Genomic DNA, 23,704 nt, shown 5'->3' with positions numbered 1-23,704 from the left:
GTCGGGCATGGGTGACATCGACGACATCAAGCAGGTCAAATACCGGTACCTCCGCGCGCTGGACACCAAGCACTGGGACGACTTCGCCGCCACCCTGACCGAGGATGTCGTGGGCGATTACGGGCAGTCGATGGGCCAGAAGCTGCACTTCACCGAGCGTGGCGCCCTGGTCGACTACATGAAGAGCTCGCTCGGCGCGGAGGTCATCACCGAGCACCGCGTCGCGCACCCGGAGATCGAGGTCGACGGCGACGAGGCCACCGGCACCTGGTACCTGCAGGACCGGGTGATCGTGCCCAGCCTCAACTTCATGTTGTTCGGGTCGGCTTTCTACCACGACCGCTACCGCCGCACCGCGGACGGCTGGAAGATCAGCGGCACCGGCTATGACCGCACCTACGATGCCACCCTCTCGTTGGAGGGATTGAACTTCAAGCTGGAACCTGGTGCCGCCCTGAACATCTGAGGGCTACTTCGCGACCGCGATCACTGCCCCCGGCCGCAGCCACTGCATGATCTTGACCAGGGTGGCATCGTCGATCGCCACGCAGCCGGCCGTGGGCCCGCCGTCGGTGGTGTGCACGAAGAACGCGCCACCGTTGCCGGGCACCCGGGCCTTGTTGACCCCCATCACCACGGCGTGTTTGTACTGCGGAATCTGCAGGTTCTCGGTCCCGCTGCTCGGGTCGGTGTCGAACGGGCACTGCGCCTTCTTGCACACCTGCATGGTGTTGTAGGTCGGGCTCTTCATGTCGCCGTCCCACCAGTGATCGGGGCCGACCTGGACGTACTGCAGCCCGCCGCCCGGGTTCGGGGCGGTGCCGAAGGCGAAGTCCAGCGAGAACACCCCCATCGGCGTCTTCATCTCGCCGTCATGGGTTTGCGGGGCCATTCCGTTGGCGCCGACATTGGCGTCGATCCCCGCCGCGACCGGCTGCCACCCGGCCGGTCCGCGCTGCCACACGTCCATCTTGGCTTTCGAACCGCCCACTCCGACAACCGAAATCACCTGGGTCGCCGATCCCACCGAGGACGCGAACCAGGGCGGACCGTCGGCCGCAGCGGTGGGCGCGCACACCAGCGCCAGCACCCCGGCGCAGCACAGGGCGAGGAGTCGGCGCATCCGTCCATCGTCGTCGGCCGCGCTTTCGGCCGGATAAAGCTTGGAGCACGATCAGGTCGCGACCGTTACGTTGGCGGCATGGATGTGCGCGCGATCGGCAAGGGCCTGGGCACGCTCGACCGTGAAGTCTTCGACGCGGTGGCGGAATCACCGAGCCCGCTGCTGGACACCGTGATGCCCGGGCTGACCAGGGCCGCAGACCATTCCAAGCTGTGGCTGGCCATCGCGGTTGCCATGGGTGCGCTGGGCGGCACGTCGTTGCGCCGCGGCGCGGCCCGCGGGGTGGTCAGCCTGGCCGTCACCAGCCTGGTGACCAATCAGGTGGCCAAGCGGATCTGGCGGCGCCCCCGGCCGGACCGCAGCCGGATACCGCTGGCGCGGCGTACCCGGCGGGTGCCGACGTCGCCGTCGCTGCCGTCGGGCCACTCCGCGAGCGCCGCGGCGTTCGCGGTGGGTGTCGGCCTGGAGTCGGCCCCGGCCGGGCTGCCGCTGGCCCTGCTGGCCGGTCTGGTCGGGCTGTCGCGGGTGGCCACGGGTGCGCACTATCCCGGCGACGTGTTCGCCGGGTTCGGGATCGGCGCGGCGATCGCGATCCTGGGTGCCCGCGTCGTGCCCACCATCCCGGCCGCTGCGCTGCCCGGTTCCGATCCGTTGCGATTCCACACCGAGCCCCGGCCCGACGGCGCCGGGGTGACACTGGTGATCAACCCGGCCTCCGGCGACGGGACCGGTGCGCGGATCGTCGACGAGGTGCGAAAGGCCCTGCCGCGCACCGAGATCGTCGAGCTGGGTGACGACGACGACATCGAGCAGGTACTGCAGCAGGCCGCGGCCCGAACCGAGGTGCTTGCCATCGGCGGCGGCGACGGCACCGTGGCCTGCGCGGCCGGCGTCGCCGTCGAGGCGGCCGTTCCCCTCGCCGTGTTTCCCGGCGGCACGTTCAATCATTTCGCCAAGGACATCGGCTGCGATTCGGTGGGCCGGACCGTCACGGCGATCAAGGAGGGCACCGCCGCCTACGTCGACCTGGTACGCCTCAACGAGGAGCGCCTGGTGATCAACACCGCCAGCATCGGCGCCTACCCGAAGTACGTGCGGACCCGCGAGCGGCTCGAGCACCGGATGGGCAAGCGGCTGGCCGGGATCTACGCGCTGTACCTGACGTTGCGCCGGGAAGCCCCGGTGCGGATCCGCTACGACGACAAAACCCTGGAGACCGAGTTGTTCTTCCTCGGCAACTCGACGTACTTCCCGTCGGGGTTCGCCCCGTCGCACCGCCCACGCCTGGACGACGGCCTGATCGATGTGCGGATCCTGGAGACCGGGCGGCGGTTCGGCCGGCTGCGCATCGCGGTGGCGGTGGCGCTGGGCCGGCTGGAACGCAGCCCGCTCTACCACGAGTTGCAGGTGCCGGAGTTCCGGTTCGTCGCGGTCGACGGGCCCACCACCCTGGCACACGACGGTGAAGTCGGCGAGGCGCTGAGCGAGGCCAGTTTCAGCGTGCAGTACCGGGCGCTACCGGTGTTTCGTCCGCTGCCCTGACCACCGGGTACGGCGGGTACAGCAGGAACACCGCCACGAACCAGGCGTAGCCCAACGCCCAGCCGGCCACCACGTCGGAGGGATGGTGGACGTTGAGCACCACCCGCCCCACCCCGATCGCGACCACCAGCAGCACCCCGGCGGCCACCCACCAACTCCGCGCCCGTGGTGACAGCGTCGGTGCGACCACCGCGAGCAGCGCCAGCACCGCGACCAGCACGCCCAACGCGTGGCCGGACGGGAACGACGTGCCCATCGCGTGCACCAGTGCGGTGGCCGGGCGTGGACGGTCGGCCAGAAACTTGGCGAACTCGGTCGTCAGCGCACTGAGCTCGACCGTCAACACCAGGAACAACGCGATCCGACCGCTTCCGCGGCGTCGGATCGCCGCCACCACGATCAGCACCAGGACCAGCAACCGGAAGGCGAACGATCCGAACACCGTGCAGAACACGTCCCACCCGGTCACCCACCCCGGATGCGCCGCGCCGTAGCGGTACGGACCGGCCAGCCCGGCGGCGTCGAGATCGGCCAGCCAGACCCAGCCCGCGCCGTAGCCGATCCACAGCGCCGCATAGACCGCGAGAGCCGCCACTGCGGTGCCGAGCAGCCATGTCGTCCGGGTTCCCACCAGACAATCTCTACCAGCTCCAATGGTTTTGCCATCTTTGCGCGCTACCGTCGAACGTATGGCGGTAATCCTGCGAAAGCTGATGCACATCGGCGGACTGCCGGACGGTCTGCGGGCCGAAGCCGAGGCCGAAGGCATCCTGTTCTTGGCCGAGTATGTCCCGGTGACCAGGCGATTCGCCGGATCGATCCCGGGGACGCGATCGGCCGGCAGCATCGCCAGCTACGCCGGTTCGGTGGTTCTGACGAACTACCGCGCGTTGGCCACCATGTCGACCCTGCCCAAGCTTGCCGGCCGCTGCGTCGACCAGCCGTGGTCCGCGCCGCAACTGGGTGCGGCGCAGGCCGAGTTCAGCGCGACCGGACTGACCGTGCAGGCCGATCTGGCGGGAATCGATCGGCGCTGTCACGGGCAGCTGTCGCTGCACTACAAGACGTCGATACCGGCCGAGGTGCTGATGCGGCTGCCGCGCCGGACCCTGGCCTTCGACGTCGGGCTGGACTACGTGTCCCGCGCGGTCGGCGTGCCGTATCACCCGTAGCAAATCACGGACTCGTGGTGAGCCGAACGGTTGCCAGCTTGCGGTTCAGGCAGTTCGGTCGTCGTGTGGACAGAAGGGACTTATGACGTGACCGGGGACGGGACCGAACCGCAACGGCAGAACCTGCTGATCGTGCACTGGCATGATCTCGGGCGGTATCTGGGTGCCTACGGGCACACGGATGTGGACAGCCCGCACCTCGATGCGCTCGCCGCCGAGGGGATCGTGTTCACCCGTGCGCACGCCACCGCGCCGCTGTGCTCACCGTCGCGCGGTTCGCTGTTCACCGGACGGTACCCGCAGAGCAACGGCCTGGTCGGCCTGGCCCACCACGGCTGGGAGTACCGCGCCGGCGTCCGCACCCTGCCCCATCTGCTGGCCGAATCAGGTTGGCACACCGCGCTGTTCGGCATGCAGCACGAGACGTCCTATCCGGCCAAATTGGGCTACGACGTGTACGACGTGTCGAACTCGTTCTGCGAGTATGTCGTCGAGCAGGCCGCCGCTTGGCTGGCCGATGCACCGCGGCAACCGTTCCTGCTGACTGCCGGGTTCTTCGAAACCCACCGGCCCTACCCGCGTGAGCGATACGAACCGGCCGACTCCGACGACGTCGCCGTGCCCGATTACCTTCCCGACACCGAGCAGGTGCGCGACGATCTCGCCGAGTTCTACGGTTCGATCGCGGTGGCCGACGCGAAGGTCGGCGAGCTGCTCGACGCCCTGACCGCGGCCGGTCTCGATGAGAACACCTGGGTGGTCTTCCTGACCGATCACGGGCCGGCGCTGCCCCGGGCCAAATCGACCCTGTACGACGCGGGCACCGGCATCGCGCTGATCGTCCGCCCGCCCCGGGGGTCGGGCATCCCGCCCTGCCGCTACGACGAACTGTTCAGCGGCGTCGATCTGCTGCCCACCTTGTTGGACCTTCTCGGCGTGGAGATCCCCGGCGACGTCGACGGGCTGTCGCATGCCGGCAACCTGTCTGCCGGGACGCCGGAGCCCAAAGAGATTCGCTCGGAGGTGTACACCACGAAGACGTATCACGATTCTTTCGATCCCATTCGCGCCATTCGCACAAAGGAATACAGCTACATCGAGAACTACGCGGCGCGGCCATTGTTGGACCTGCCGTGGGATATCGCCGACAGCCCGTCCGGCCGCGCACTCGGCGACGACATTCTCGACGCCAGGCCCAGCCGCGAGTTGTACGACCTCGTCGCCGACCCGACCGAACGCAACAACCTGCTCGGCGCGGAGCCGACCGACAAGGCCGAGGCGATCGCCGCCGATCTGGCGCTGCTACTGAACGATTGGCGAGAAAAGACGCTCGACGTCATCCCATCCGATTTCGCCGGAACCAGAATATCGGAGCGCTACACCGAAACATATCTGCGCATCCTCGGCCGTCCGGCGAGCAGCAGATCCGCCATCGCCGACGAGCGTGGCATCACCGATACCCATCAATAGTTTTCCTCACGATGAACGAAAACTCTTGACGGTCAGTTGAATAGGCGCCGCAAACCAATCATGGTTAGAGTCTCGCCATGCCCGATCATCCGACCGCCTACCTGGTGCTCGCATCCCAGCGCAGTGGCAGCACGTTGCTGGTGGAATCCCTGCGCGCCACCGGCATGGCCGGCGAGCCCCAGGAGTTCTTCCAGTACCTGCCGACCACCAGCATGTCGCCGCAACCGCGGCAATGGTTCGCCGGCGTGGAGGACGAGTCGATCCTGCGCCTGCTCGACCCGCTCGATGAGGGCAAGCCGGACCTGGCCCCGTCGGAGATCTGGCGCGACTACATCCGCACCGTCGGCCGCACCCCCAACGGGGTCTGGGGCGGCAAACTGATGTGGAACCAGACACCGCTGCTGTTGGATCGGGTAGAAGGCCTGCCCGAACGCTCCGGGCCCGGCCTGCTCGCCGCGATCCGCGACGTCACCGGGACCGACCCGGTACTGATCCACGTCTACCGGCCCGACGTTGTGTCCCAGGCGGTTTCGTTCTGGCGGGCGGTGCAGACCAGGGTATGGCGCGGGCGGGCCGACCCGGTGCGCGACGCCCGCGCCGAATACCACGCCGGCGCGATTGCCCATGTGGTCAGGATCCTGCGGGCCCAGGAGGAGGGCTGGCGGACCTGGTTTGGCGAGGAGAACGTCTCCCCCATCGACGTGTCCTACCCGTACTTGTGGCGCAACCTCACGACCGTGGTGGCCACCGTGCTGGAGGCGCTCGGCCTGGACCCGCGACTGGCACCGCAGCCGGTTCTGGAGCGTCAGGCTGATCAGCGATCCGACGAGTGGGTGGACCGCTATCGCCGCGATGCCGAGAAAGAGGGGTGGCCGCAATGACGCCGCCGATAGTCGGTGATTTGTGCACCTCTGGCGGCGGCAAGCGCCGGTGAAGGTGCACAAATCGCGGCGACTCAACCGACTTGGGCCACCACGAACACCCGGCGGAACGGAAAGAACGTCGTACCGTCAGCGCGGCGGGGGTAGGCCTCGGCCAGCATCGGGATGATCGCCTGGCGGTATCGCTGCCACAGCTCTTCGGTCAGCCGCGCTTTCACCTGGGTCAACGCCGTCCCGGTGATCCAGTCCAGAACCGGTGTCTCACCGGTCAATTGATGTATATACGTGGTCTCCCACGCGTCCACCGCACAGCCCGCGTCGGTCAACAGCTCGGCGTATTGCGCCGGGTCGTCCACCTGCCCGACATCACGCCAGGGCATATCCCGCAGCGGCTCGACGAACGGCTCACGACGCGCCAACGCCCGCACCGCGTGGTGCGACGGGGCGTCGAAGTTGCCCGGAACCTGGAACGCGATCCAGGCACCGGCCGGCAGTTGCCCGGCCCAGCGCACCACGAGCTCACGATGAGTGGGCACCCACTGCAACGCCGCGTTGGAGAGCACCACGTCGGTGTCGGGTTGCGGTGTCCAGTCCTCGATCGCGCCGACGTGTGCCGGCAACCCCCTGCGCTGCGCGGCCGCCACCATCTCCGGCGAAAAGTCCCAGGCCTCCAGTACCGCACCCGGCCAGCGCTGCGTGAGCGTCCCGGTCAGATTGCCCGGCCCACAACCCAGGTCGACCACGCGGCGCGGCGCGTCGGGCGCCACCCGCGACAGCAGGTCAAAGAACGGGCGCCCGCGGTGATCGGCAAAGCTGAGATAGGTGTCCGGGTTCCACATACCCAGATCATGCCCGGTATCGAGGGCCGATATCGTCTGGGAACGATGGACGAACCCGAGAAGGTACGTGCGATCTGGACGCAGCTCGGACTGCCCGGCATCATCGACGTGCACACCCACTTCATGCCCAAGAACGTGATGGACAAGGTGTGGCAGTACTTCGACAGTCAGGGTCCGCTGATCGGCCGGGAGTGGCCCATCACCTACCGCGCCGACGAGGCCCAGCGCGTGGCCACCCTGCGCGAGTTCGGTGTGCGCAGGTTCTCCTCCCTGGTCTACGCGCACAAGCCGGACATGGCGGCCTGGCTGAACCAGTGGGCACGAGGCTTCGCCAACGACACCCCCGACTGCCTGGCCACCGCCACCTTCTTCCCCGAACCCTCAGCCGCCGGTTACGTCGCCGAGGCGATCGCCACCGGTACCCAGGTGTTCAAAGCACACATCCAGGTGGGCAACTACGATCCGAACGATCCGTTGCTGGACGAGGTCTGGGGGCTGATCGAGGACGCCGGCGTCCCGGTGGTCATCCACTGCGGATCCGGCCCGGTACCCGGCCCCCACACCGGCCCGGACCCGATCGCCCGACTGTTGGGCCGCTATCCGCGCCTGGCCCTGATCGTCGCGCACATGGGCATGCCCGAGTACGCCCCGTTCCTGGACCTCGCCGAACGCTACGAGCAGGTCCGGCTGGACACCACAATGGCGTTCACCCCGTTCGTCGAAGCCTTGATGCCGTTCCCGGCCGCCGAGATCGACCGGCTGAAAGCGATGGGGGAACGCATCCTGTTCGGCAGCGACTTCCCCAACATCCCCTACACCTACGCCGAGGCGGTGCATCATCTCATCGACCTGCCCGGCGTCGACGACACCTGGCGCCGCAACGTCCTGCACGACAACGCCGCGCGGCTGTTCGGCCTGAGCTGAGCGGTTGGTTAGCATCGGGAATCGTGGACCCGGACCCGGTCGATCCCCCGATCCCAGTTCCCGACGTCCCCGGCGGTGACGCCGGTGCGCGCGGGTTGCCGCGCCGCGACGACCTGACGCTGCGGCAGCGGGCCATCGTCGACGCGTCGGCCGCCGCCGACGTCGTCCTGCGTACCGGGGTCGCGTCGATCGTGGCCACCTCGATGGTCCCCACCACGCTGGCCTCGATGCTGGCGTCGGTTCGGGACCCGTCCACCTCCCGGACCGAGCACGACCACATGCGGTTCTACGCTGATCTGGCCGGCGCCCACGATCCCGCGGTCTCGTTTCCGGCGCCCACCGAGCCGCCGCGAGTTTCGACCCGGCAGGCCAACCCGGTGGCCGAGATCATCGCGCACGGGCGGGTGGAGAACCTGCGGTTCGAGAGTGGCTTCACCGCGGTGAACCCGGCCATGCGTGCCCTGTGCGGCGGATTCACCCGCAACAACGTTGTGCGGGCCCAGCATTGGCGGCACGACGACGGTCCGCACCCCACGCTGTGCGTGATCCACGGCTTCATGGGTTCGCCGTACCTGGCGAACGGACTGTTCCTGTCGCTGCCGTGGTTCTACCGGTCCGGCTACGACGTGTTGTTGTACACCTTGCCGTTTCACGGCCGCCGGGCCGAACGCTTCTCGCCGTTCAGCGGATACGGCTTCTTCGCGCACGGATTCGCCGGGTTCTGCGAGGGCATGGCCCAGGCGGTGTACGACTTCCGTTCGGTGCTCGACTATTTGGAGTTCACCGGGGTGGACCGGATCGCCCTGACCGGCATCTCTCTGGGCGGGTTCACCTCGGCACTACTGGCCAGTGTGGAGGACCGGATCCAGGCCGTGGTACCGAATGTGCCGGTGGTGACCCCGGATCGCACGGTCGACGAGTGGTTCCCGGCCAACAAGCTGGTGGCGCTGCAGCGCCGGTTCGCCCGAACCGATCCGGCGTTGACCGAGGCGGCGGCCCGGTATGCCTCGCCGCTGAACTACCAACCCCTGGTACCCAAGCAACGCCGGTTGATCATCACGGGTCTCGGTGACCGGCTGGCCCCGCCGCAGCAGGCCGAGATGCTGTGGGAACACTGGGATCGCTGTGCGTTCCACTGGTTCCCCGGCAATCATCTGCTGCACGTGAGCCAGCCGGACTACCTACGCCGGATGACCCGCTTCCTGCGGGAGTTCATGTTCGACTGACCGCTGCTTGAGCACCACCTGTGGCACGAGCGCCGGAGCGCCGTCCAACCGGTTCGTGGACAACGGGTTCAGTGCCGCCAGCGCGGGACGCTGCCGGCCACCCACCAGGTTCAGGCCGGCCAGCGGAGCCTTGCGGGACGGGCGGTCCGGCGTCCGGATGGCAGCCGCCACCGTCAGCAGCGGCTCGGCGGGCGATCCGGTGAACTCCAGCGCGGTCCAGGTTTCCTGGGCCGGCAGCGCACCGACACCGGCCAGCACGGCCTCCACCTTGTCGTTGACGTTGACCCGGTACGCCGCAACGTATCCGGAGTCGTCCTTCACGCCACGCCAGGTTTCCTTTCCGGGATCAGGCAGCGGAGAATCCACCCCGTCGACGATGGTCACCGTCCAACCCTGTTCGCGGAGATGGTCGGCGAGTCGGCGCCCGACGATTTCGGTGGTGTCCCGCAACGGGATTCGCGACGACCGGGCCCGCAGGGCATCGAGGTTGTCGGTAGCGGCCACCGTCAGGCTGATCCAGCTGCGCCGGGCGCCACCGGCGTCGCGATGGGTGATGCGCACCTTGTCGCAGCGGATGCCGTAGCGGTCCAGGTAGCCGATCACGACCGGCAGCTGGGCCGGGTCCGCCGGATCGACGCGCAGCACCACGGTTTCCGCGTCAGTCGGTGCGGCCGGCCCACTCTTGGCCAGGTTGCGCCGCAGCAGGGCGAAACGCCGGGCCACCCGGGTCGTCAGGAACAGCCCACCCCACCAGGCCAGCAGCACGACGACCGCCGCGACGGAGACGCCGAGCACCCAACGCTCGGTGGTGGTCTGCCACGGCCGGGCCAGCACCGCCGCGACGATGAACAGTGACGCCAGCGCGAGTCGGGCGGTCATGAGGTGAGGTCCTTCCGTCGGTATGCGCTGAACGCGACCGCGATGGCCGCCAGCGCAAGTACTCCGGTGCCGGCGAACGCGACGATGCGGCCGGTGTTGTCACGCGGAGCGGGTTCTGGTGGTGCAGCGATCGGTTTGCCTTCCGGCGCGGTCGGCCCGTCCAGCGGCAGGTCGGCGACGTCCCAAGTGAGGGCGGCCACCGGATCCACGCCGCCGGCGCCGTTGATGTTGGACGGTGAGCGGGCGGCGCCTCGGGCCGTCGCGGTCAGCCGGTGCACCACCTGGCGGGCGTTCAGATCGGGAAATTTGCTGCGTACCAGTGCAGCGACGCCGGACACGTAGGCCGTGGCGTAGCTGGTGCCGTTGAGCGGCACGATCTTGCCCTGGTCGGTGGGCAGCCCGTTGGCCAGCCCGCCGCCGGGTGCGTTGCTCAGCGAGGAGATGTTCTCGCCCGGTGCGGAGATTCCGACCCACGGACCGGCCATGCTGAATCGCGACGGCTGGCCGGTGGCGTTCAGTGCGCCGACCGACAGCACGTACGGCTGCCACCACGACGGGATGGAGACCGAGGAGACCCCACCCCAGTTCCGCGGATCGTCGGGGGTGCCCGACAGCGGGTTGGATTCGCACGCCGAACCGGTGCTGACACCGCCCTGGGTGTTGCCGGCCGCCGCGATGATGACCGCGTCCTTCTCGACGGCGGCATAGCGCAGCGCCGCACCGAGTTCGGACTGGTCGATCTGTTTGTCGGCGGGCAGGCAGGTCACCACGGAGATGTTGATGACGCGCGCGCCCATGTCGGCGGCGCGCACCACCGCCCGGGCCAGGCTGGCCACGTCGGCCGCGGCGCGGGCTTCCGGAGCGTTGGCGTTGGGGACGCGCGGTGCGAATCGCGGCGAGTTCTGCCGGATGGAGATCAGCTGGGCTTCCGGCGCCACCCCGGAGAACCCGTCGGGCCCCGGTTGGCCGGCGATCAGCCCGGCCACCGACGTGCCGTGCCCATCGCAGTCGGTCAGGCCGTCACTGGACTCGATGAAGTCACCGCCGCCCTGCAGATTGGGCAGCCGCGGCCCCGGCTGGACACCGGTGTCGATGACCGCGACGGTCTGGCCCTGTCCGCGGCTCTGCTTCCAGGCATCGGACAGGTTGAGCGCCACCTGGTTCGGGTTCACCGCACCGGGATCGGTGCCCGGCATCGCCGTGGTGGTGACGCACTCCGAGCGTTTCGCCATCGCCTCCACCGGGCCGGCACTGCCGGCCGGTGGCGCGATCTGCGGGTCGACCTCGGGCGGGACGACGGCGCCCGCCTGCGGGGAGCCGACCAACAGCACCAGACCGGCGGTGGCCAGAACTCCCAGGCTCTTGTGGATCACCGATTCATCACCTGTCGAGAACGAGGCTGAACAGCCCGACGAGGAAGGCCATCACCGGGATCAGCGAAGCGTCGAGTCCGGTGGCCAGGAAGCCCACCAGCCGCCGCATGGGCAGCGAGTAGGTGTCCGGGGAGGCCATCCGCGGGTTCAGTGCGGCCACTGCCCACACCACGACCAGGCCGGCCAGCGCGGCCAGCGCCCACCACGCCGCCTGGTAGCGGCCGTCGATCGCGAACGCCACCAGCAGCACCACCGTCAGCAGGTAGGGATGCCCCAGCAGCCACGCCTTGCACGAGGCCGAGTCCCACACCCGGGCCCGCAGCGCGGCACCGAGCGCGGCGGCCACCACCACGTACCAGGCCCACGGCGACGCGGTCGACGAGGCGACCAAGGCCAGCGACCCGGCCACACCGAGCACCACGCCCGCGGCGATCACGCCGGTCTGGTGCGACTGGCTCACCCGGACCCGGCGCGGCAGGTCGGCCAACACCGACAGCGGGTGGGCCGACGGGGACGGGTCTCCCGGCGCCGGGATGACCGGCAGCGGGAAGCGGGCCCACATCGCCGACAGCTGAGCTGCCTGCACCGTGACCACCAGGGCGATCAGGATCAACGCACAGCCGATCACCGTCGCGGAGATCTGCCACAGCGCGGCGGCGCCGGCGACCAGCAGCACACCGACACCGGTGACGGTGGTCGCGGTGAACACCGCGATACCGCGGTCGTCAGGCGAACTGGCCATGCTGATCAGGGACCAGGCGGCCACGCCGGCGGCGGCCAACAGCACACTGGGCGCACCGAACTCGCCCGGGACGCCGAGGGCGAACACCGCGGCCACGGGCGCCAGCGCGGTGACGGCCAGCGCGGTGGCCAGCGCCGGGGAACGGCCCCGGGTGGACAGCGCGGCCAATACCGAAGCGATGGCGATGCCGCCGACGACGAACAGGCCGAGGAGTTCGCCGGTGATCACCCGGTGTGCCACGGCCAGGCCGGTGCCCACCAGGATCAGTCCGATCAGGGCCAGCGCCGCGGCCCGCGCGACATGTGCAGCGCCCCAGGGCCGCCGGCGGGCGGCCGAGAAGATCACGGCGGCGTCGGCAATGTCCTCGACGATGCGCGGGGCGGCCGGACCGGCGGGGACGGCTTGCAGCGCAAGCAGGTCTCCGTCCACGACACCGACCGTGTCGAGGGTGGCGTCCAGGCTGAAGGGCGCTCCCCCGACCGGGGCCAGGCTGAGCCGCACCGGGTCGCCGGCGCCGTTGTCGCCGCTATCGGCACCGCCCCCGGAGGGAACGACGATGCGCTGAACCGCGGGCAGTATCTCGCGCAGCGGCAACTCGGACGGCAGGGCCATTTCGGTCAGCCGGCCACCGTCGTCTCCAGCGGCCAGTACGGCCACCCGGACGATCGGCATCACAGTGTTGTCGGACATTCCTATGCTTTCTGGGTTCTTCTCATGGGGCGTGGATCTCGATGGGATACAGCGGCATCCGCGGCCGTCTCGAAGTCGCGGATGAGCGGTTGGTCGGGGAACCAGGAGCCGCTGGGCAAAGAAGCGGTGAGCCGTTCGACCGCCATGGCGATCGCGTCGGCCGTGCCCGCCGTGAAGGTCGAAACCCATTCCCCGTCAAAAGCTTTTGACGGGGAGACCAGAATTCTTCCCTCGGGGGTGTCGATGATGCTGACACCGACTTGGGTGGTGACCCGGTGGCCGTCGCGATGTTCACCGGCGACGATCTCCACGTAGGTGCGGCGTCCTTCGAACGCCGATTCCACGATGGGTCGGGCCGAGGCCGGGATTCCGAGGAATCCCAGCACCTCGACCAGCGGGGTGCCGTTGCGGATCTGTTCGTCCGCCCGGGCCCCGGCCGCGGCCGGTAGGGCGAACTCCTCGAACCGGGCCGGCCGCCGTTGCGACAGACCGGCGGTCAGCACCGGTACCAGCGCGTGGGGATGGTCGATGTCCATCTCGGTGAACGTCACCAACTGCGCGTTGCGCAGCACCACAACCGTCCGGTCCTTGGCCCGGGCCACGATCCCGCGCAACAGGTCGCCCGGACCCGAGACAAACCGCAGGTCCAACCATTGGTTTGCCCGACAGGCCAGTCGAATCCATTGCGCGACACGCGGATTGACCACACCACTGGCATCGAGCACACCCAGCCTGGTCAGGGCAGCGGCCTGTTCGGCGATGAAGCCGGGCCGCTGCGCCGGATCGCTGTAGGCCGGCGTGATGGCCAGCACCCACGGAAACGCCCCGGCCTCCAGTACCTCGGCGAGGTACCAGGCCTGATCGGTGGTCAGCTCGACAGCGTTGGCTCCGGTGCTCAATTCGGAGCCTCCGGCATCAGCCCCACTTGGCCCCTTCGGCGGCATCGCGCGCGCTCATCGACATGGTGTTCATCTCGTGCGTGGACGCCATCGCGCGGTAGGCCCGGACCAGCTCTTCCATGGCCTGGTTCCACTGGGCCTGCCACGCCTGGTAGGTCATACCGGTGTCACCTTGCCAGGCGCTGCTCAAAGCGGCCTGCTCGGCGGCGATGTCGGCACCGACCGCGTGCAGGGCACCCGAGTAGGTGGTCATCTCACCGGCGTGCGCCAGCATGGCCGGGTAGTTGTACATGATCTGAGACATGAAAACTCCTGTATCCCTAGATGGTTCCGGTTAGACCGAGGTGTAGGTGCTGGCGGCGGCGGCATCCTGGGCGACGTAGGTGCTCGCGGCGTCGCCGAGGTTGACCTGCGCGATGTCCAGCAGCGCGTTGACCTTGGCCGACACCTCGACGAATCGGGCGTGCGCGGCCTGGAACGCGGCCGAGGCCTCACCCATGTGGAAGGCCTGCGAGGACATGGCGGCCTGCTCGGCCTGCGAGATGGTGCTGCGCATCAGCGCGGCCTTGGCGCTGAAGGCGGCCTCGGAGGCGATCAGCTGCGGGATGTGAGCGTCCAACATGCTCATGGTTTTTCCTTTCGGGTCGTTGTCGATCGGTCATGCAATCCAGAAGTACGAAGTGATCTGGTCAGCTGCGCGAACCCCCTCCCGAATCGCTGGGTCCCTCATGGGGATCCCACGTTCCCGGAAGCATCGGTGATACCGGTTGCTCGTCGAAACTCTCCCCGGCCAAGGTGGTGAGCCCGGCCGCGGTGGTATCGGATTTGGTTGTGGTGCCGGTGAACCCCATGTCGCCGGCGCCCTGCTCGGAGGCTCGCACCCGCGGTTCCGGCTGCGGCGCCGGATCCGGATCGGGCTCTTCGTAGTCCATGTAGGCATCGGCGTAGGCGTGGTCCTGCAGTTCGGCACCGCGCTTGCGCCGGCGCTTGCGCCGCGCCGCCAGGGAAGCGGCCACACCCGAAGCCGCCGCGGGGATTCCGGACGCCGGGGCCGACGCACTGGACTTGCCGCCGACGGTCGGGCTGAAACCCTCGTCGGGGTCACTACCCATCGCCGCGTACGGTGCGAACGCGGCCGGTGCCGCCGGGGCGGCCGGCGCCGCCGCTCCCGAGGCGGGTGCTCCGGCGGGCGCCGGTGCGGCTGCCGCGCCGCCGCCCACACCGGCCGGCGCCAGACCTGCCAGGGGCAGGCCCTGGTCGGACCGCACGGGCGCCACCGCAGCGTCGCCTTCGGCGGGCACTTCCGCCGGCGCATCAGTGGGCAGCAACCCGAGGAAGCCCAGGCCGGCGAGGCCGATGCCGAGCAGCGGTATCAGGAACGGCGAGAGCGCGATACCGATCCAGGTGCCCCAGCCCACCGGCTGGAAGATCGCCTGGTAGAGGACGCCGGCCAGGAACGGGCCCCACTCCGTCAGGAACCCGGCCGGGTTCGTGAGCAGCGAGGTGAGCATGTTCTGGATGGTGCCGACGGGGTCACGCAACAGCTGGGCCACGTACTCCCCGCCGATCAGGTTGTTGTTCGGATCGGCAAAATAGTCCGCCAGCGATTTGATCAGCTGGTTCTCCGACCACCAGTCCGGGGTGCTCAGCGCCTGCCCTGATTCCGCGGCCTGCGTCTGGGCACCGGCCTGCATCAGGTTCGCCGAAGCGGCTCCCGCCTCCCCGGTACCGGGCTGGAGCAGCAGCGGCGCCGGGGTGGACTGCGGCGCCGCCATCACCGCTGCCCCCGAGACCGCCTGGTAGGTGGACATCGTGGTGGCGGCCTGGATCCACATCCGGACGTAGTCGGCCTCGTTGACCGCGATCGGGATCGTGTTGAGGCCGAAGAAGTTCGTCGCCAACAGCACGCCGTGCACCACGTGGTTGAGCGCCAGTTCGGGCAGGGTCGGCATGGCGGCCAACGCGCTGGTGTAGGCCGCGGCCGCGGTCTCGTGCTGTGCTGCCACCGCGGCGCTGTTGGCCGACTGCTGGGCCAGCCAGGTCAGATACGGCCCGTGGGCGGCGACGTACTGCTCGGAGCTGGGCCCCTCCCACGATCCGGCCTGTACCTGCCCGAGCACCCCGGTGAGTTCGGCTGCCGCCGAGGCATATTCGGTGCTCAGCGACTGCCACGCCCCCGCGGCGGCCAACAACGGCCCGGGGCCCGGGCCGCTGGACAGCAGCGTCGAGTGCACCTCGGGTGGTAGGGCCATCCAGATGGGGGCAGTCATCTCAGACGCCGCGCGCAGTCATGTAGGACGAGGCGGCCATCGCGTCACCGGTGACGTAGCTGGCACCCGACTCGCCGACGCCGACGCCGGACCGGCCGAGCTCCTCGACACCCTGCGCGGCCACGGCCGAGTGCTGGGCGCCGTGGGCGCTGAAGCCGGTGGCGGTCTGCAACGACACCGCGTCGGCCGCAGGTGGGATCACCGCCGTGACCAGGGGTGCCGCGGCGGCGTGCGCGGCGGCCAGACGTGCGGTGAGCGCCTCGACAGCCGCGCTGGCGGCGGTCAGTCCTTCCGGAACTACTCGCAATGTCATCAGAATTCCTTTCTCCCGTTGTTCACGGACAGAGCCGCGTCATCGATGAGTGGGTTGACGAGTTGAACGAACTCGGGCGCGTCGCCGTCGCCGAGCAACATGCCGCGTCCCGCCGGGAATCGGGCGAACCGATGCCCGCGGAGCTTGCCACTGTCTGCCGGGTTGCCCGACAGCATCAACGTGGTCGCCTGCAGATCGTTGAGGCGGCGCAGCAGCGGCGCCGTCATCACCGCATGTGCCGATCCGGTGGCCCGGGCCGTCACGATGACCCGCAGCCCCAGATCGCCCGCCTCGGCCAGCAGACCCACGATGTTGGTCCACGGGCGCTGCCCGGCGAACGGTCCGCTCACCGCGGGGCCGTCGGGGATCTGGTCGACGTCGTCGATGATCAGGTAGTGCGTGTGGCCGCCGGTGCCGGACTGCTGACGCCAGGCGCTGAGCTCCTGCGGGCTCAAACCGGCGGGCGGACGACGCTTCTCGATGAGTGCCGAGAGGCCCAGCATGGCCGGCAGCACCCGGTCGATGTTGGCGGTGTACTCGTTGTCCGGGAACAACGGCTCCTCGACCAGGTGCAACCGCCGGTCGATCACCGTGAAGGCCACCTCGTCCGGCCGGGAGTTCTCCCGGACGGTGCGGATGATGTGCCGCAGCAACGTGGTCTTGCCCGAGCGCGCATCGCCGAACACCGCCAGCAGCGGGTTGTCCTTGAAGTCGAGCACCACCGGTGCCAGATCCTCTTCGCGCTGGCCGATGACCACCTGCTCCGGCGCCGGGTACAGCGGCGCCAGCGCGGCCGGGGCCAACGCGGTGGGCAGCAGCCGTACCGGCGGTGCGGACTGTCCCGGGTAGCGGGTGTTGATGACCTCGATGTCGCTCAGCTGCGGCTCGGCGAACAGGAAGTGCTCGGCGGCCATGGTCAAGCCGCGCCCCGGCTGGTCGGCAGGCACGGACTCGGCGGGGCGACGCAACGCGCCCACCACCCGCACGATGCTGTCGTGACTGTCGTGGAGCTTGAGCTCCAACCGCAGCCCCAGCCCGTCACGCATGGCCAGCGGCACCTCCAGCCAGTTCGGCGTGGTGATCACGACGTGGATGCCGTAGGCCAGGCCACTGTTGGCCAGCTCGGTCACCTTGGCCAGCAACGGGTTACGGGTGTTGAACGTGTCGGTGTTGTCCCGGCTGAATGCGTACAGGTTGTCGATGACCAGGAAAACCTGGCCGTACCCGTCGTCGAACCTGCCGGCGGACACCGCATCCCGGTTCACCGCGCCCTGCTGCTGGCGAGCCCGCAGCAGCTGCTCGAGTTCACCGAAGGTGCGCCGGATGCGTTCGGGTTCCAGCGGGGTGGCCACGCTACCGACGTGCGCCAGGTCCGCCAGGCCGGCCAGCTTTCCGCCGCCGTAGTCCAGGCAGTAGAAGCTCACTTCGCCCGGGGCGTGCAGCGCGGCCGCCGACAGGATGAACGTCTGCAGCGCGGTGGACTTGCCCGAGCGCGGACCACCGTGGATCAACACGTTGGCCGCCGACGAGTTCGCGTCGAACACCAAGGCGTCACGGCGCATTTCGAACGGCTTGTCGATCTCGCCCAGCGGCCAGCGCAGCTGACCGGGCTCCACCGCGGTGCGGGCCAGCACGTCGTCGAGCGCGATGGCCTCGTCCAGCGGCGGCAACCACAGCTTCGGGGCCTGCGGGCCGTAGGCGGTCAACTGGTCGCCGATGGTGGCGATCAGCTTGCGCGGCGGCGCCGCCGGGATCTCCGGTTCGCCGGTGACGATCACGGTGTCGGGCTCGGGCTCGACCCGCGAGGCGGTGAACAGCTGCGGCTGCGGCAGGGCCCGCACCACGATCGACTTCTCGGCCCGCGGCGGGTCGTAGATGCCGTCGACGTAGGTGCTGCGGAACTTGATCGGCACCGCGCCCGGGGCGGGCACCAGAAAGCCCTCGCCCTTGTGCTCGCGGCCCGATTCGATGTGGTAGGCGTCCTCCACCCCGATGATCTGACGAGAGATGCTGGGGCTGGCCACTTTCAGGCCGATCCGGTACGACGTGTTCTTGTCGATGTCCTTGATCCGGCCGACATCCAGTGTCTGCGATGCGAACAGGATGTGGATCCGGAACGAACGACCCTTGCGGGCAACGTAATCGAACAGATCCGCGTACTCGGGGTACTCGGCGAGCATCAGGGTGAACTCGTCGGCGACCACGAACAGCGTCGGCATCGGTGGCAGGTCGTGGCCTGCGGCCCTGGCTGCCTCGTATTCGGTGACCGAGTTGAACGCACTGCCCTGCACGCGGCGGCCGGCCTCCTTGAGAAGTTGCTCGCGGCGGGCCACCTCACCGCGCAGGGTGTCGGCGAACCGATCGGCCAGCGATTTCTTCTCGGCCATGTTCGAGATGACCGCGACCACCTGGGGGAAGTTGCGGAAGATGTCGGCTCCGGCCTCACCCTTGAAGTCCGCGTAGATCACGATGAGCCGCTCGGCGGAGTGCGTGGTCAACAGCGACAACAGGATCGACATCAGGGTCTGGGATTTACCCGAGCCGGTCATACCGATCATCAGACCGTGCGGACCCATGCCGCCCTCGGCCTCGTCCTTCAGGTCGAAGTACAGCGGCTCGCCGGTGGCGGTGACGCCGATCGGCACGCGCAGTTCGTCGTCACGGTTACGCGGCGCCCACAGGCCGGCCACATCGAGTGCCGCGGCGTCGGGGATGTCGAGCAGCGTGGTGAAGGTGGCCCCGCCGGTGGCGGTGGACCGCACGTAGCCCGGGTTGGAGTCCCAGCGCGACAGCCGGCGCGCGATGTGGGCGGCCTCGGCGGCCGACATCGCGTCGGCCTGATCGACATAGGGCTGCCAGCCGCTGCTCTGCCACCGCTCGATCCGGCCGTCGACCACCCGCAGGATGGGGCGCTCGGGGTCGGGGTATTGCTCACGGTTGGGCAGCGCGTCGCTGCGGTGGATCACGGTCACCCCGGTCAGTCCGGGCTTGCGCGCGATGTCGTCGGGGTCGGCCTGCGGGTCGTCGAGAACCACCAGCAGGTGCTTGAGCGCCTGGTCCGGTTCGGCGGGGAACGCCGGACGACCGGCCAGCGCCGAATCCAGTTGGGCACGCAGCTCGTTCACACCGGAGGTCAGGTACCGGGCCGGGCCGACACCGTCGGCCTGTGCCGGAATGTCCACGTGCGGCAGCCATTTCAGCCACGACCAGGCATCGGCGTCGACGTCGGGCGAGGCCAGGGCCACCCCGAGCATGGTCGGGTCGTGCCAGGTGACCGCCTGGGCGATCCAGGCCCGCACTGCGTCGCGCACCTCGTCGGCCTCACCGATCACGGTGATCCGGGCGAGCTTGGTGACGTCGATGCCGGTGGGGGCGTCGCGCACGGTGCGCTGTACATCGAGCAGACCGCGAAGGGTGCTGTGCGACACCGGTTCCAGATCGATCTCGTCGGCGGTGTCCTTGACCTTGAGTGCGGCGTCCAGCGGCACATCGTGCAGACCGGCCCGCAGCACCAGGAAGTCACGGTCGCGCGGGTCGCGTTCCCACTGCCTGCGGGTGCCCGGAATCGTGGCCAGCACTTCGGGTTCCGGGTGGGACCACTCCAGCGCCTTGCGCTGCTCGGCGGCGTGGGCCCGGACGTTGTCGCGGACCACCGACAGGTAGCGCAGGTAGTCGGCGCGCTCGGCGTCCACCTCCTCGGTGCGCATCTTGTTACCGCCGCGGTAGAGCGCGGTGGCCGCCAACAGCAACACGAACGGGAAGAACAGCATGGTCGGCGAGATCATCCGCATGCCGGTGGCGAACAGCGCCACGATCATGCCCACGATCAGAATGACGATCAGGTACGGCAGCACCCGGCGCAGCAGCGACGGCGGGACGATCCGCTCCAACTGCGGCGGGGGTTCGATCGTGATGGTGCCCTTGCGGGTGGTCGGCGGAGCCAGCCTGCGCTGGTGCTCGAAAATCAGCCGGCTCATCGTTGTTCTCTCCTCTTCGCGCAAGCACTCATCAGCGAGTCGCCTCTACGCGGGCAGCATTTACGTTCGGCGACAAGGCGTCATGCGCGATGAGTGCGTCGCCGCGGGACAGGGTCGGGCCGGCCGCGAACTGGCTCAGGATCGACCACGGGATGGGCAGGGCCGGCGCGGTGAGACCGAGGGCACTCACCACTTTGTCGTCGCCGGCGGTCTCGATGCCGTAGCGCACACCGGTGTCGCTCACCCAGAACAACGAACCGGCGACCGGCGATCCGGGCTCGGCCCCCACGGTCTGGACGAAGTATCCGCTGCCCGGGGTCAGCGCCACCCGGTTGGCGGCGCCGTTGCTGCCCGCGCCGACCAGGTCCACGGTGTGCACACCGTCGGCCACCGGCAGCGCGGCACCCGAGAGCACCGACAGCTTGCTCTCGGTGGCCCCTTCTGGCTTGATCCACTGGGCACAGGTCACCGGGGCCGCCGACGGCGCGACGAGCGTGACGGGAGCGTTCGGGTAGGCGGAGGTGTCGATGGCCCGCGACACGGGCATCCGCGACACCTCGTCGGGACCGATCTGCGGAGCCTGGTCCAGGCCATAGGAGTTGGTGTTGCGCAGGATCGAGGCCAGCACCGGCGAGACCGGCTGCAGACCGTCGGCGAGCACCGCGTAATGGTGAGCGGTGTTGTCCGCGTCGTGGGCGGTCACCACGCCACCGACCGGCACCGGCGTCGACAGTTCGTAGCTCGTCGGCGCGCCGGCCTCGGCGATGGGCGGTGCGGTCAGGGCCGGAGCCTCCGGGATGGCGTTGAACAACCCGGCCGCGATCGGCCGCGGCGACGGGATCTGCGCCCCGAGCCCAAGCGCATCGGTGACGGCACGGTTGGCCAGATCGATCGGGCTGCGCTTGCCGTCCCACAGCAGCCAGTCGCCCGGGGTGGGGCCGGCGCTGTTGTGCACCAGCACGGCGCGGTCCGACGTCAGCGGCAGCGCCCGCTCACCGCCGGACGCGGGCGCCCCGGCGATCAGGGTCACTCCGGCATTGGTACCCGAAACCGCTTCGCACACAGTCCAATCCGCGTCGTGCGCGGCGCTCTGCACCATGCGCTCGGGCGCACCGGGGATCCCCAGCAGGTTGCCGCGCGGGAACTTGTCGATCTCGCTGGTCTTCACGGTGCTCGGGTTGTCCGGCTTGCCGCTGATCAGCCGGGCCGAGGTCAGGTTGAGCACCGGATGCACCTGCTCCCCGACCCGCACATACAGCGCCGCGGTCGACCGATCGGCGAGGATCGCGTCGTTGCCCGCCGACCCACCCGGCCGGAACAGCGAGAACAGGAAGCAACCGATCAGACCGGTGACGAGGATGAGCGCACCGGTCAGCACCGCCCGGCTCTGCGTGCGCAACGGGTCGACCAGCATCCGGGTGTCGTGCAATGCCACGCCGGAAGCGATGCGGCGCATGACGAATCGCCAGCCGGTGACCTGGTTCTTGGTGACAAAGCCGCGCCGGTACTGCACACCGTCGGGGTTCTCGTTCGCCGGGGTGCGGGAGGAAAAGGAACGACGCTCGTCGGTCATGCCGGCACCGTCAATCCCAGGCCACGCAGCAGCGGGGCAGCCGAGTTGTTCACGTCACCGGCGGTGATCGTCATCATCTCCTCGTCGGTGAAGTCGTCGTTGTCGGAATGGTCGAGGCGGTACTCACGCTCCTCTTCGGAACGCTCGACCAGGTTGCGGACGAAGCGGCCGTTACCAGCGATGTCCAGGCTGCGCCGCGACACCCCGTTGGCGTCCGGCATGGTCGCCTCGGCCAGGTAGCCGAACAGCCGCTCCATCTCGTCGTGGGCAGCCTTCTCGAATGTGCTGTCCCGTTTTTCGGCCATCCGCTCGGCGATCTCGACGAGTTCGGAGGACGAGTAGGACGGGAAGTCGATGCTGCGGGTGAAGCGCGAACGCAGACCTTCGTTGGTGTCCAGGAACATGTCCAGGTCCTTGCGGTAGCCCGCGACGATCACCACGAGCCGGTCACGGTCGTTCTCCATCCGGGCCAGCAGCGTGTCGATGGCGACCAGACCGAAGTCGTTCTTGGCGCCGGTGGACACCAGCGCGTAGGCCTCGTCGAGGAACAGCACGCCGTCCAGTGCGCTGTCGATGATGGCGTTGGTCTTGGCCTCGGTCTCGCCGATGTGCTGGCCGATCAGGTCGGCGCGGTGCACCTCGCGCACGGTCTCCTTCTTGAGGAGCCCGAGGCCGCAGTAGATCTTGGCGACGACGCGGGCGATGGTGGTCTTACCCGTTCCGGGCGGACCGGCGAACACCAGGTGGTTGGTGCGCTGCGCGACGGCCAGGCCACGTTCCTGACGGCGGATCGACATGGCCACCGAGCTCTTGAGCCGGGCGACCTGGTACTTCACTTCCTCCAAGCCGATGAACTCGGCCAGTTCGGCTTCGGCCTGAACGAGCAGGTGCGCCTTGCGTTCCTTGGCGCCCGGGTCGACGAAGTCCTCTTCCGTGGGCTCGCTGTCGGGGTCCCACGGATCGGACCTGGCCTCGATGCGTGCGGCCGTGGTGGTGAGCAGGCCGAACGTCGGGTCCGACAGTGCCTCCTCGACCTGCTTGTTCTCCGGGTGCGCGGCGAACAGGTCTTGCAGCACCTCGTTGGCGTCTTCCTCCTCACCCTGACCGCGCAGGGTGAGCGCCTTGGCCAGGCCGCCGTCGAGAGCTGCGACCGTGATCGGGCCCGACGGATCTTCCAGGTAGGACAGCGCCGGCGCGAACATGCCGAGCCGGGCCAGGGCGATGCCCAGGGAGATCCGGGCGGCGTGCGAACTGACCTCGTCCAACGCCGGGTTGGTGACGACCGGGGTGAGCAACCGCACCACATCCGACCAGCGCTGGGCCCGGTGGTTGAGCGCGACGCGCAGCCAGGTGGCGTTCAGCCAGCCGGGACGACGCTCCAGGAGCTCGGCCACCAGGGCATCGGCTTCGGCGAGCTTCCCCTCGGCCCCCAGCCGCGCGGCGTAGGCGAGCTGGAAATCGTCCACATCGGCGGCCCGGAACTGCAGGTACAACCCGCTGTCGTAGGTGAAACCGAGCTGACCGGCGGCCAGATCGATTTCGCGCTGCAGCAGACCGGCGCTGGCGCGGGTCCGCCACACGGCGTCGATCACCGGACCCGACACGTCACCCGCGGCGGCCAGACCGGTCCAGGCGTCGCAGTGGTCATGCGCGATGTGTGCCAATCCAGCAAAGCCAGACCGGGCTGCGGCGAGATCGGCCGGGCGTTGCCGGTCGTTCACCGTCAGGCCCAGCGCACGGCAGCATGTGGCGAAACGGCTGATCACATCTCGATCCAGCCGGGGCGCTCCCTGTGTCGGAGCCGCGAGCGT

The 23,704-nt window shown here is 69.1% G+C and carries 21 protein-coding genes; 7 read left to right on the top strand and 14 right to left on the bottom strand.

Translation table 11 applies throughout. The annotated features are described in order from the left end of the window. Nucleotides 1–7: 7 nt before the first annotated feature. Nucleotides 8–466 carry a nuclear transport factor 2 family protein gene (locus tag FR943_RS02220; RefSeq protein ID WP_217154636.1) on the top strand — a complete coding sequence of 153 codons (459 nt, stop codon included), beginning with the start codon at nt 8–10 and terminating at the stop codon, nt 464–466. Nucleotides 467–469: 3 nt separating this feature from the next. Here the strand turns inward: FR943_RS02220 and FR943_RS02215 are convergent, their stop codons facing one another. After that, nucleotides 470–1,123, bottom strand: a complete 654-nt coding sequence (locus tag FR943_RS02215; protein WP_217154635.1) for a L,D-transpeptidase family protein — start codon at nt 1,121–1,123, stop codon at nt 470–472. Between the two features lie 78 nt (nt 1,124–1,201). Between FR943_RS02215 and FR943_RS02210 the strand changes: the two genes are divergently transcribed. Next, complete coding sequence (locus FR943_RS02210; protein ID WP_217154634.1) at nt 1,202–2,665, top strand: bifunctional phosphatase PAP2/diacylglycerol kinase family protein; 1,464 nt, start codon at nt 1,202–1,204, stop codon at nt 2,663–2,665. Here FR943_RS02210 and FR943_RS02205 read toward each other — a convergent pair. Beyond that, nucleotides 2,619–3,296 carry a phosphatase PAP2 family protein gene (locus FR943_RS02205; protein ID WP_308170422.1) on the bottom strand — a complete coding sequence of 226 codons (678 nt, stop codon included), beginning with the start codon at nt 3,294–3,296 and terminating at the stop codon, nt 2,619–2,621. The genes FR943_RS02210 and FR943_RS02205 overlap by 47 nt on opposite strands. 58 nt (nt 3,297–3,354) lie before the next feature. On the opposite strand from FR943_RS02205, the gene FR943_RS02200 reads away from it, so the two are divergent. The 3 genes from FR943_RS02200 to stf0 all read left to right on the top strand — a co-directional run bounded on the left by FR943_RS02200 (nt 3,355) and on the right by stf0 (nt 6,188). Beyond that, a complete protein-coding gene (locus FR943_RS02200; protein WP_217154632.1) occupies nt 3,355–3,837 on the top strand; it encodes a hypothetical protein in 483 nt (160 codons plus the stop codon). A gap of 87 nt (nt 3,838–3,924) precedes the next feature. Continuing rightward, nucleotides 3,925–5,307, top strand: coding sequence for a sulfatase family protein (locus FR943_RS02195; RefSeq protein ID WP_217154631.1), 1,383 nt, complete (start codon nt 3,925–3,927; stop codon nt 5,305–5,307). Nucleotides 5,308–5,384: 77 nt separating this feature from the next. Beyond that, nucleotides 5,385–6,188 carry a trehalose 2-sulfotransferase gene (stf0, locus tag FR943_RS02190; RefSeq protein ID WP_217154630.1) on the top strand — a complete coding sequence of 268 codons (804 nt, stop codon included), beginning with the start codon at nt 5,385–5,387 and terminating at the stop codon, nt 6,186–6,188. A 74-nt stretch (nt 6,189–6,262) separates the two neighbouring features. Here stf0 and FR943_RS02185 read toward each other — a convergent pair whose 3' ends face one another. Beyond that, the gene (locus FR943_RS02185) at nt 6,263–7,027 is read right to left on the bottom strand and encodes a trans-aconitate 2-methyltransferase (protein WP_217154629.1); all 765 of its coding nucleotides are present in this window, start codon (nt 7,025–7,027) and stop codon (nt 6,263–6,265) included. Between the two features lie 45 nt (nt 7,028–7,072). Here FR943_RS02185 and FR943_RS02180 point away from each other — a divergent pair, with 45 nt between their 5' ends. Both FR943_RS02180 and FR943_RS02175 read left to right on the top strand, forming a co-directional pair. Beyond that, nucleotides 7,073–7,951 carry an amidohydrolase family protein gene (locus FR943_RS02180; RefSeq protein ID WP_217154628.1) on the top strand — a complete coding sequence of 293 codons (879 nt, stop codon included), beginning with the start codon at nt 7,073–7,075 and terminating at the stop codon, nt 7,949–7,951. A 23-nt stretch (nt 7,952–7,974) separates the two neighbouring features. After that, nucleotides 7,975–9,177, top strand: coding sequence for an alpha/beta hydrolase family protein (locus FR943_RS02175; protein ID WP_217154627.1), 1,203 nt, complete (start codon nt 7,975–7,977; stop codon nt 9,175–9,177). Here FR943_RS02175 and eccE read toward each other — a convergent pair. From eccE to eccA, 11 genes are all read right to left on the bottom strand, one after another. After that, the gene (gene eccE, locus FR943_RS02170) at nt 9,133–10,056 is read right to left on the bottom strand and encodes a type VII secretion protein EccE (RefSeq protein WP_217154626.1); all 924 of its coding nucleotides are present in this window, start codon (nt 10,054–10,056) and stop codon (nt 9,133–9,135) included. The two genes, FR943_RS02175 and eccE, sit on opposite strands and share 45 nt — an antisense overlap. Further along, complete coding sequence (mycP, locus tag FR943_RS02165; RefSeq protein ID WP_217154625.1) at nt 10,053–11,429, bottom strand: type VII secretion-associated serine protease mycosin; 1,377 nt, start codon at nt 11,427–11,429, stop codon at nt 10,053–10,055. Before mycP ends, eccE begins: the two co-directional genes overlap by 4 nt. Nucleotides 11,430–11,436: 7 nt before the next feature. Continuing rightward, on the bottom strand, nt 11,437–12,861 hold the full coding sequence (gene eccD / locus FR943_RS02160; RefSeq protein WP_217154624.1) for a type VII secretion integral membrane protein EccD: 1,425 nt from the start codon (nt 12,859–12,861) through the stop codon (nt 11,437–11,439). Between the two features lie 2 nt (nt 12,862–12,863). Further along, a complete protein-coding gene (locus FR943_RS02155) occupies nt 12,864–13,805 on the bottom strand; it encodes an ESX secretion-associated protein EspG (RefSeq protein WP_217154623.1) in 942 nt (313 codons plus the stop codon). Continuing rightward, complete coding sequence (locus FR943_RS02150; RefSeq protein ID WP_217154622.1) at nt 13,777–14,064, bottom strand: WXG100 family type VII secretion target; 288 nt, start codon at nt 14,062–14,064, stop codon at nt 13,777–13,779. The genes FR943_RS02155 and FR943_RS02150 overlap by 29 nt, the downstream gene beginning before the upstream one ends. Before the next feature lie 30 nt (nt 14,065–14,094). Beyond that, nucleotides 14,095–14,388 (bottom strand): type VII secretion system protein EsxG, encoded by a 294-nt coding sequence (esxG, locus tag FR943_RS02145; protein WP_217154621.1) that lies wholly within the window; start codon nt 14,386–14,388, stop codon nt 14,095–14,097. Between the two features lie 61 nt (nt 14,389–14,449). After that, entirely contained in the window at nt 14,450–16,030 is a 1,581-nt protein-coding gene (locus FR943_RS02140; protein WP_217154620.1) for a PPE domain-containing protein, read from the bottom strand. A 1-nt stretch (nt 16,031) separates the two neighbouring features. Then, entirely contained in the window at nt 16,032–16,343 is a 312-nt protein-coding gene (locus FR943_RS02135; protein ID WP_217154619.1) for a PE family protein, read from the bottom strand. Beyond that, the gene (eccCa, locus tag FR943_RS02130) at nt 16,343–20,320 is read right to left on the bottom strand and encodes a type VII secretion protein EccCa (RefSeq protein ID WP_217154618.1); all 3,978 of its coding nucleotides are present in this window, start codon (nt 20,318–20,320) and stop codon (nt 16,343–16,345) included. Before eccCa ends, FR943_RS02135 begins: the two co-directional genes overlap by 1 nt. Before the next feature lie 31 nt (nt 20,321–20,351). Next, nucleotides 20,352–21,893, bottom strand: coding sequence for a type VII secretion protein EccB (gene eccB, locus FR943_RS02125; RefSeq protein ID WP_217154617.1), 1,542 nt, complete (start codon nt 21,891–21,893; stop codon nt 20,352–20,354). Beyond that, complete coding sequence (gene eccA / locus FR943_RS02120; RefSeq protein WP_308170420.1) at nt 21,890–23,659, bottom strand: type VII secretion AAA-ATPase EccA; 1,770 nt, start codon at nt 23,657–23,659, stop codon at nt 21,890–21,892. Before eccA ends, eccB begins: the two co-directional genes overlap by 4 nt. Nucleotides 23,660–23,704: the final 45 nt, after the last annotated feature.

Origin of the sequence: [Mycobacterium] fortunisiensis (assembly GCF_019050325.1) — a bacterium.
GTDB classification, from domain to species: domain Bacteria; phylum Actinomycetota; class Actinomycetes; order Mycobacteriales; family Mycobacteriaceae; genus Mycobacterium; species Mycobacterium fortunisiensis.
The sequence above is the reverse complement of the archived record's forward strand: the minus strand, read 5'-3'. Positions and strand labels throughout refer to the sequence as shown.